The following is a 9,418-nucleotide window of genomic DNA, read 5'->3' as shown; positions in this document are numbered from 1 at the left end:
TTCTAAGCAGCCTTTATGTTTTTACCAGTGATGTTGATACGAGAGATCAAACAACTAACGGATCAGCCGTTTGGAGTCAACTTGTTTGTACCTGAGCAACGAATAGAATCGGAAGAAACGATCGGACAAATGGCAGACCACCTCAATATTTATCGCGTCGAACTTGGCATTGCACAAAATCCAGCGATCCAGAAATATTCGGAGTCGTTTGAAGAGCAGGTGCAAGTATTACTGGATGAAGAAATCCCGGTGTTTAGTTTTACCTTTGGCATACCACCGCAAGATGTGATCCAAACGATGAAGCAGCGTGGAACAATTGTAATTGTTACAGCAACAACAATTGAAGAAGCCAAACAATTGGAAGCGGCTGGTGTAGACGCAATTGTAGCCCAGGGAAGTGAAGCTGGGGGACATCGCGGCACATTCTTGAAGAGCGTTTCCGACACTCAGATAGGCACCATGGCTCTTGTTCCGCAGATCGTGGATCATGTAACAATTCCAGTCATCGCATCGGGAGGCATCATGGATGGAAGGGGGCTTGTAGCAAGCCTCGCATTAGGAGCCGCCGCCGTACAAATGGGAACTGCCTTTCTGGCGTGTCCCGAAAGCGGTGCTCATACAACGTACAAACAGAAGATTCTTTCAGAAAATGAGGATTGTACCGAAATTACTCGCGTGTACTCTGGCAAAGCCGCACGAGGTATTCGAACAGAATTTATGAATGACATGCATCGGTATCCCGGAAATATTCCTGCCTACCCAATTCAAAACGCAATGACGAGGGACATTCGCCAGGCAGCTGCAAAAGCGAATAACCCTGAGTACATGTCACTCTGGGCGGGCCAAGGTCTTCGGTTAGCCACCAATCGCTCTGCCGCTGCAACTGTCAAACAGACGATCGATCAAGCAAATGTGCTTGTCAAACTAATCTTTAATCTTCGAAGAGTCGGAGACTAATACAATTAACTGGACATTACGCTAACGGGAAACGTTAGTGGAATAACCAGGGAGCAGATTGCCGTTGCAGCTGTTCCCTAGTTTTCATTGAAGTAACTTTCATTGAAGTAACGGGCAGGATAGTTGAATATTAATTCCAGTGAACCGTATCATATGTAAATGAGATTTTTAAATATTGCGAAAAAAATGTATTGCGAGGTTTTTATATGGAGAAAGTACATAATATTTCTAGTATCCTTATTGGTGAACTTAGAAATAATAAATTTAATCAAAATTTTACATTTATGGTTTCGATTTCTGCGTATTTATTAACAATCAGTGCTCTTGTTACAATTTTCATTTTATTGAACAAGCAGCATATAATTCAAAAATGCAAAGAACTTACATGGGATATAGAAGATATTATTAATGGCAATGGAAAAGCTTACAATTAAGGAATCGAGAGACTCAGCGTTCGAAAAACCTGTAAGAATAAGGGATAATTTACAGGGGAAATATTCAAAAATTGATTTCCAGCATACAACTTCCCCCACCCCAGAAGACCGGGCATCTGAATTTCCATGTTAGATTTTAGAAGTCTTCATTCTAGCTGGGCAATGCGGAATTTCATCCGTTTCCAGCTGTGGCGGTTTGTGAATGTCTTCGCCAGTTTGAGGACGGTGGTTCGACTGTGACTCACCAGCGTTGCTGCACAGTGGAAGAATTCCAGACGAAACCTTGCAATGGTATAGCTCCTATGAACCGGTTCGCAGCCATCTCGTTTGAAGCGCTCGTAGAGGTTATAGGCCAGCAATTTGACGAGCAGGTCGGTTTCATTCGCTTCAAAAGAGCCGGTGGCGATTTTGTCGATGGAAAATCCGCGTTTGGCTTCCTTGATGTAGTTCTCCATACAACAGCGTTGGTTATAAAAGCGCCACAAATCGATGGATTCCCAATCCAGGTTCGTGACGATGGCCTCGTACTCCCAGTCGGTATCCAGCAGGAGACAAGCTTGGTCATCATCAACGACTTTTGCCTTGCGGATCACGGCGACCCGCCGAGGCTTTTTCCAAGACGTGGCTTGGTACCCAAGAGCGATGCCTTCAATGATCCAGTCTTCGTCCACGTAACGTTTCCAGTACCGGCAAGCGGCCATTTCTGTTGCCAAACGCTTTGTCCATTTCATTTTGCCCACATATCCAATCTTCCGCCCCTCCCACATGGAATAGAAGTCTTCGCCGCCAAAACCTTTGTCAAACCGGGAATAGAGAACCTGGTGCTGACCGAAGAGGTTAAAGGTCTCTTCCAGAAAAGGGACAGCCTCGGTGGAGGAGTGAACATTTCCTGAGCGGAGCACGGCATTCAGGCAAAGGCGGGACTGTCCCTCAAAAGCGAGCAAGGGGTGGTAGCTTTTTCGCCCCGGTTTATGGGCATTCACGCCTTTTGCTGCTTTGGCCTGATGGCCATAGACCGTCTCCACCGTCGAATCCAAATCAAGAATGAGCTTGGAAGGCAGACAAGGCCGGATCACTTCGAGGTTCACTTGCCGGAGTTCCATTCGAACATGGGGATTGGTTTTCCCCAGCCGATCCAGTTCTTTGTAGAGAAGGGAGTGGTGTGGACAGCGTCCTCCAAGAAACCGCTGAAGGAGAGAGTCCTTTTGCCATCGGCGAAAGTGAAAAAGACGCTCACAGCCAAGAACCCAGCCGACAATGAGATATAGCAGAATGCGATGCACAGAAAACAAGGCATTGTGTGCTTTGCCTCCGGCTAAGATTTGCAGCACCTGGCTCAGTTTAATTTTTTCGAGATAATCGAGGAAGATCTTGCTTCCTCCGATGCTTGTGGACTGATCCAGTGAAAATTCGGTCTTGATTTTATGGATGGGTGTGGTAGACTTCACCTAAAAGGTGCTCCTCTCTTTGGGTGATTTTGTTCTCGCAAACACCATTCTACCAAAGATTTGAGCCCTTTTTTTTGTTTTTTAATAGAAGGTTACTTTCGAAATTTAGGTTAATGTTTCCTATATTGTATGCGGAAGCCCCTTAGGAGTAAAAAAACGCTATGCCGGCCACATCCAAAGGCTTAGCGTATATTTTCGTTAAAATGTTGGCGGGACCCCAGGAAGCGCTTGAGTAGGGCCGTGTTTATCCGCAGTACAAGCATTGAAAATAATAGTGCAAAGGATCAGGTCGCTGCTGCGGTCTGATCCTTTTTTGCTTGACCTTAGTCTAGGTAATGAACTAGACGGAAGACTGTGTGGGGAAATAATCCATCATGTTATACTGAGAGGGCACTTCCAGCCTATACCAATTTCATTGAAGGAGAATTTTCTAATGCGTAAAAAAAGAGTTACAAAAGTGCTCGCTGTAACGCTAAGCACGTCTCTAGCTGTGACTTACTTGATTGCTTTGGTCGGAGGGCATAGTGTTAGTGCGGAACAGCCCCCTCTTAAGGGGCAAACAATCACAGCGATTCAACCTGCAGCTGTTCCTGCTGCTCCAAGCGGTCCGGTTGACCCCAAAGAAGTGGAGGCCTTCGCGGACAATTACTTTGGGGAAAGCTTGAAGAAGTTCAATGTCCCGGGTGCCATGTTCGTCGTCGTTCAGGACGGACAAGTAGTTTTATCCAAAGGATACGGGTATGCAAACAAAGAAAGCAAAACCCCAGTTGATTCCAATACCGTTTTTCGCATCGGTTCCATTTCTAAGACGTTTACGGCTGCGGCTGTGCTGCAGCTTGCTGACCAAGGGAAGATCAAGCTGGATCAGGACATCCAATCCTATCTCGGAGGTATCACAATACCCAATTCGACAGGTAAACCGCTAACTATGGAAAATATGCTGACCCACATGACTGGGTTCGATTTCCCATATGAAAAAGATGATGACGCCTCGCCCGATCTTCTTAATCAAGAGACTTCTCTTCGAGATTTCTTAATTGATCGAATGCCAACCATCGTCCGGACGCCGGGGGAAGCCTACCAGTATGACGATTATGCTTTTGCTTTGGCGGGATATGCCGTGGAACAAGTTACCGGGCTCCCTTTTCATGAATACATGGATAAAAACATCTTTCAGCCGCTCGGCATGAATTCTTCCCATGATCTTGTAACCCCAGAGCTTAAAGCCCGAATGGCTACAGCTTACGATCCGCAAGGCACGCCATATCCGGAGTATGGCATTTATCCTACGGACATGCCTCAGGGCGGAATGTTGTCCACCGGAAGCGATATGGCTAAATTCATGGTCATGCTTCTGCAAAAAGGAAAGGCCGGAGATCGGCAAATGTTAAGCGAACAAAGTGTTCAGCGAATGAGCAAGTTTTCCGTTTTCGCTCATCCGGCCATACCTATTACAAGCTATGGATTTGAAAGCATTTTCAATGAACTGTCGAATGGTCAGTATGTCGTCGGCAAAGGCGGGAACATCCCCGGATATGCCTCATGGATATGGCTACTGCCTGAACGCAAAACGGGATTGTTCGTCATTTATAATAATGATTCCGAATTGCGCTCGGATTTGTATGCTGCCTTTATGAACCATTATTATCCGAAGAGCACCGAGACGCCTGAATCGGTATCACCTCTGACAGAACAGCAAGCCGCGCGTTACGTCGGATTATACAGAGACCTGCATACCCCGGCATTTGTGACTAGAATTACGTACAATAACGGACAACTTGTAGCGGAAGACAAATACAAATTGAGGAATGGCAAGACTACTTTGAAAAAGATAGATCCCTTGTTGTTTATGGATGACCACGGGAAGAAAATAGCATTTCTTGAACAAAAGGATGGCGGTATTGCTTATATGTACAGACCTACCAAATCACCGTTAGCCTATTCGCCCAAAATGCAGGAAAAAGCGCTGTTTTCCGATGTCTCGAAAGAAAGCCCCTACCAACCGTCTATTGAAAAGCTCCATTCGCTGGATATCATCAATGGAAGAGATGGGCGCAGCTTTGACCCCAAGGCACCCATGACCCGGGCGGAATTCATCACAATGCTGCTGCATGCTGTCGGCTATCCGCCCTCCAAATCGAAATCCGGTTACACGGATATCGAACACCATTTTGCGGTCAAAGAGATACAGGCGGCGGTCGAGCATCATTGGTTGGGGGAGGAGCCCGGAGGCCGATTTGAACCGGATCGCACGATAACTCGGGAAGAAATGGCCGTCATCTTAACGCGCATTCCTCTTCCATGGCCGCTTGGCGATGAGGTGCGATTGGCAGGGCAAACCGATGAATCGGCTATCAAGGCCGTAAGCAAGCTTGTTGCTGCCGGAGTTACGGATCCAGTCACAATAACCAATTCTGACGGTTCAGTCGATTTCCGCTCCAAAGCACCTTTGCTTCGCCAAGAAGCCTCCTTTTTCATTGACAAGGCTCTATTTGTTCCTTAATCTCTTATCGGCCGTTACAGCCACATTCGTTACGTGACAGAAACTCCAATCATGACTAACTTGTTGTTTGCTTCCAGTTTCATCTTTCACTACCATCCTTTCTTCATTTGACGGATTGTAATATGAAGTGCGACACCTGCTGGAAATCAATAAAAAAATGACCCATGACCTGATTCGTGTAGAATGAAAGTTCCAACACCAGCATTCACACAAGGAGAATCAGTCCATGAGTTATTCACATCTTAGCCTAATCGAACGCAGCAAGCTAGAAATCCTGCATCAGCTGTCAGAAGAAAATAAAGTTGTAGACTAGAAAAATTAAGTGTTAGACTGACGGTTCTTCCTTAAGCTAACGGGCAGGGCACGAAAGTAGTATTTTTTTGTATGAAGCAGCCACCAAAGTATTAAAGGCAGCGCAGAATCGGCGGCAGGCTCCCGAACATCGCCGTCCTGCAAGCGGAATACAAAAGGCTTCAAGAGGAAAAGCTGTATACCGACTATGGGAAACTAAAAAAGCAGGTAAAGGAATACGACGTTATCAAGCGGAACATTGATGGGATTTTGCGACAGCCAAGAGAAGCCGAACGGCAAAAGGAAACTGAACGATAAGCACAAAAAAAGAACGGGGCGCGGCGGTCATTCATAGACCAACCGCACCCCGTTTTTACTATGGGTGTGTCACGCAGCAGAACGATGATTTTGAGGGAAAAGGTATAAAACCCTTGCTCCTCTCAAAACGCGCCCGGAAACCAGCACTATACAAGGGCATATGCGCCCCTATTGCGTAACATCCCGCTGTTTCTGCTTGCGCTCGGCGGTTGTTGATACTGAATTTCTTTCAAAATATCTCTCGTTGAATAAAAAAAAATTCTGATATACTGTTGATTATTGAGGTACTGTGTTGTACGATGTATATACAGGAGGTAGGTGTGAAAGGCGGAACAGATATGACGAATATATGAAAAACAAACCAGTTAACAGAGTATTTTAAGGAAAGAATCAATTTCTGGGATACGAAAAAAAAAAGGAATTTACCCTTGTTAGGACAGAATGGCGTTGGTAAAACAACAATTATGAAGATGATTACAAACTTACAATATTAATAGAGAAGAGGAATTCCTTATGAAAATACGTAGTCAAATTACATTTGCAAGTCTGGCCCTTTTAATAACTGGAAGTTCCCTGCTATACACATCGCCAACCTCAATTGTAAAAGCAGAGCCCACTCAAAATGTATCTAGTTCGTTACAAACAACCACTCAACGAGATCATAATTCCGTCAAGCAAGCAATGCGGGATACATTGCAACTTGGATTCCCGGGGATACTTGCTAAAACTTCTGAGGGTGGAAAAACGTGGGGTTATGCCGCTGGGATAGCGAATCTGAGCACCAAGAAACCAATGGAAACAGATTTTCGATTTCGCATTGGCAGCGTGACGAAGACGTTCACCGCAACGGTTGTACTTCAATTAGCTGGAGAGAACCGCTTAAATCTAGACGACTCCATCGAAAAATGGTTGCCTGGTGTCATTCAAGGAAACGGATATAATGCTAAACAGATTACCATCCGGCAGATATTGAACCATACAAGTGGTATCGCTGAATACTCAAGGTCAAAAGACGCTGATTTTATGGATACAAAAAAATCGTATACGGCTGATGAAATAGTGAAGATGGGGATTTCTCTTCCCCCAGACTTTGTCCCAGGAAAGGGCTGGTCTTATTCAAACACGGGATACGTATTACTGGGTATTCTTATTGAAAAAGTAACCGGAAACAGCTACGCGGAAGAGATTGAAAAACGGATTATTGAACCGCTTGAATTGTCGGATACATTCCTACCTGGCAATTCAAGCGTTATTCCAGGCACCAAGCATGCTCGGGGATATTCCCAACCAGACGAAGCAAGTGAGATAAAAGACGTTACTTATTATAATCCAAGTGCAGGTAGCTCGGCTGGAGATATGATTTCTACTGCTGACGACTTAAATAAGTTCTTCTCTTCCTTGCTCGGTGGCAAATTACTGAAGGAACCGCAACTAAAACAAATGCTTACTACAGTTCCTGTAGGAAGATCAGGAATCGATGGATATGGTCTTGGAATCTCTGAATTTAAGCTTCCAAACGGTGTCTCGGTATGGGGGCACATAGGTGGCATTCTAGGGTTTTCTACTTTTGCAGGAGGTACACTTGGAGGCAAGCATACGTTGGTCGTCAGTTTGAACAGTTTGGGTAGAGATAACAGTCCTAATCCTTTTAAAAATATTTTACTTGCTGAATTTAGCAAATAGGAAAAAAGGAAAATACGGATAAATTTTGTCATAGTTTTTATAGTTAAAAATATACCTTTCTAGTTCAAAAGCCTCTGCGTTCGGCGGTTGTTAGTACTGAATTTACTATTGATAAATATAGTACTGTGTTGTACGATATATATACAGGAGGTACAATACATGAATGTAGAAGATTGGAAATCACAAATTAAGCGAGGAACACTCGATTTCTGTATTCTATTGCTAATAAAGCAGCGACCATATTATGGGTATGAAATCATAAGTAAGTTAGAGCGGTATCCTATTGTTGCTGCAAAAGAAAATACAATTTATCCACTGCTTAGAAGATTATTGAAAGAAGAATATATTTCTTCATCTTGGCAAGAAAGTACAGAGGGCTTGCCACCGAGAAAATATTATACCCTTACAGAAAAAGGAAACGAATACTTAAAAGCGATGTCCTTAGAATGGGATAATTTATTAACAGCTATATCAGAAATTAAAGGAGAGTTAGATTATGGATAAAATTATGAATGACTATCTTGTAAAAATTGAAAAGTATTTGAAATCTATGTCCGATTCCGAGCGTATTGACATTGTAAAAGAAATCAAAAGCGTAATGCTTGAATTGCAAAATAATGGTGTATCTTCTGAGCAAATCATCGAACGGTTAGGAAACCCAAAAGAATTAGCGACAGCATACTTAGGTGAAGCTATTTCAAAGAACAGTAAATTTAGTTGGCATAAATTCGGCGCAATATTTGCATTTTGTAGCAGCTTTGCAGGCGTCAGCGGTATGTTACTTTTGCCGTTCATCAGTACTCTTTCCATTGCTTTAATGATTGGTGGAGTTATTACGCTGATAGGCGGAATTGTTAAATTTTTCGGGTATCTTATGGGATATGATATTGCCGGAATAACAATCGAAATGGGAGCATTTACACCTAGCCCAATGCAGTTCTTGCCAGTTTCTATTGTGATTGGTGTGTTAATGTTTTGGCTCGGGAAAGTCTTATGGAAGCTTACTATTAAATATATACACGCAATTAGTCAGAAAAAGAAAACAGTGTAATAATATAAAGAACGGGGCGCGGCGGTCATTCATAGACCAACCGTACCCCGTTTTTACTATGGGTGTGTCACGCAGTAAAGCCCTTACCCCTCTCAAAACGAGAGCGGAAACCTGCGCTGTACAGGGGCTTATGCCTCCCTATCGCGTAACAATGCCCGTTGTTGTCCTTGAGGCAACCGGACATTACCATCGAAATCTGGTAGGGTATCTTAAACGCAGTGGATGGATTCATTACATCGTCAACCCCCTGCAAGCGAAACGATCGAAAGGCACACAGCTTCGTAAGGTGAAAACAGATGCAGCAGATACTTGGCATTTGGCTGAGATGAATTACCGAGGGGACGTTAAAGCACACCGTAGCCATCGGAGTTCGCGACTGGAGATGAGCCGGGTACCGGGTCGTGCGGCTATCAAAATTGGGCAAAAGAGCATTTCAAAATGGAGATTAGCTTTGTGTTTATGTATATTTAGTGGTCAAACTGTACTCTGTACATTGTATAGTTGATAAGACGACTCCTTGAACAGAAAAGTTGCGAATCGACGAGCAAAAGTTCTCTTTGGTCGCTCAAACATTTGGCTGTATTGTATACTGGATTCCGTATAGCGCATAACACGAAGTTGCCAGTTCTAAGAATTGTGGATCTTCTTCTGTTTCAGAAAGGAATTAGGCTCCGTTGAATTATCGGGGAACGATAGCACAAAGAAGAACACAGGCTGCCATAATATCGGCAGC

General features: G+C 44.0%; 9 protein-coding genes. 8 read left to right on the top strand and 1 reads right to left on the bottom strand.

Going from position 1 to position 9,418, the window contains the following annotated elements; translation table 11 throughout:
* Nucleotides 1-30: 30 nt before the first annotated feature.
* Nucleotides 31-957, top strand: coding sequence for an NAD(P)H-dependent flavin oxidoreductase (locus tag L693_RS0113945; RefSeq protein ID WP_231503649.1), 927 nt, complete (start codon nt 31-33; stop codon nt 955-957).
* A 206-nt stretch (nt 958-1,163) separates the two neighbouring features.
* Nucleotides 1,164-1,391: a hypothetical protein gene (locus L693_RS0113940; RefSeq protein WP_025717781.1), complete on the top strand. Its 228-nt coding sequence runs from the start codon at nt 1,164-1,166 to the stop codon at nt 1,389-1,391.
* Nucleotides 1,392-1,537: 146 nt separating this feature from the next.
* Here the strand turns inward: L693_RS0113940 and L693_RS0113935 are convergent, their stop codons facing one another.
* Entirely contained in the window at nt 1,538-2,839 is a 1,302-nt protein-coding gene (locus L693_RS0113935) for an IS1380 family transposase (RefSeq protein WP_025717780.1), read from the bottom strand.
* Nucleotides 2,840-3,272: 433 nt separating this feature from the next.
* Here L693_RS0113935 and L693_RS0113930 point away from each other — a divergent pair, with 433 nt between their 5' ends.
* From L693_RS0113930 to L693_RS31435, 6 genes are all read left to right on the top strand, one after another.
* The gene (locus L693_RS0113930) at nt 3,273-5,342 is read left to right on the top strand and encodes a serine hydrolase (RefSeq protein WP_049825158.1); all 2,070 of its coding nucleotides are present in this window, start codon (nt 3,273-3,275) and stop codon (nt 5,340-5,342) included.
* A 1,037-nt stretch (nt 5,343-6,379) separates the two neighbouring features.
* Entirely contained in the window at nt 6,380-6,445 is a 66-nt protein-coding gene (locus L693_RS32435) for a hypothetical protein (protein ID WP_407672911.1), read from the top strand.
* A 19-nt stretch (nt 6,446-6,464) separates the two neighbouring features.
* On the top strand, nt 6,465-7,634 hold the full coding sequence (locus tag L693_RS0113920) for a serine hydrolase domain-containing protein (protein ID WP_025717779.1): 1,170 nt from the start codon (nt 6,465-6,467) through the stop codon (nt 7,632-7,634).
* Between the two features lie 159 nt (nt 7,635-7,793).
* The gene (locus L693_RS0113915) at nt 7,794-8,138 is read left to right on the top strand and encodes a PadR family transcriptional regulator (protein WP_025717778.1); all 345 of its coding nucleotides are present in this window, start codon (nt 7,794-7,796) and stop codon (nt 8,136-8,138) included.
* A complete protein-coding gene (locus L693_RS0113910) occupies nt 8,131-8,685 on the top strand; it encodes a DUF1700 domain-containing protein (RefSeq protein WP_025717777.1) in 555 nt (184 codons plus the stop codon). The genes L693_RS0113915 and L693_RS0113910 overlap by 8 nt, the downstream gene beginning before the upstream one ends.
* A gap of 130 nt (nt 8,686-8,815) precedes the next feature.
* A complete protein-coding gene (locus L693_RS31435; protein ID WP_231503648.1) occupies nt 8,816-9,190 on the top strand; it encodes an IS110 family transposase in 375 nt (124 codons plus the stop codon).
* The last annotated feature ends 228 nt before the right edge of the window (nt 9,191-9,418 follow it).

It is taken from the genome of Paenibacillus sp. 1-18, from assembly GCF_000520755.1.
GTDB lineage: Bacteria > Bacillota > Bacilli > Paenibacillales > Paenibacillaceae > Paenibacillus > Paenibacillus brasilensis.
This window is presented reverse-complemented; position numbering and strand designations above follow the sequence as displayed.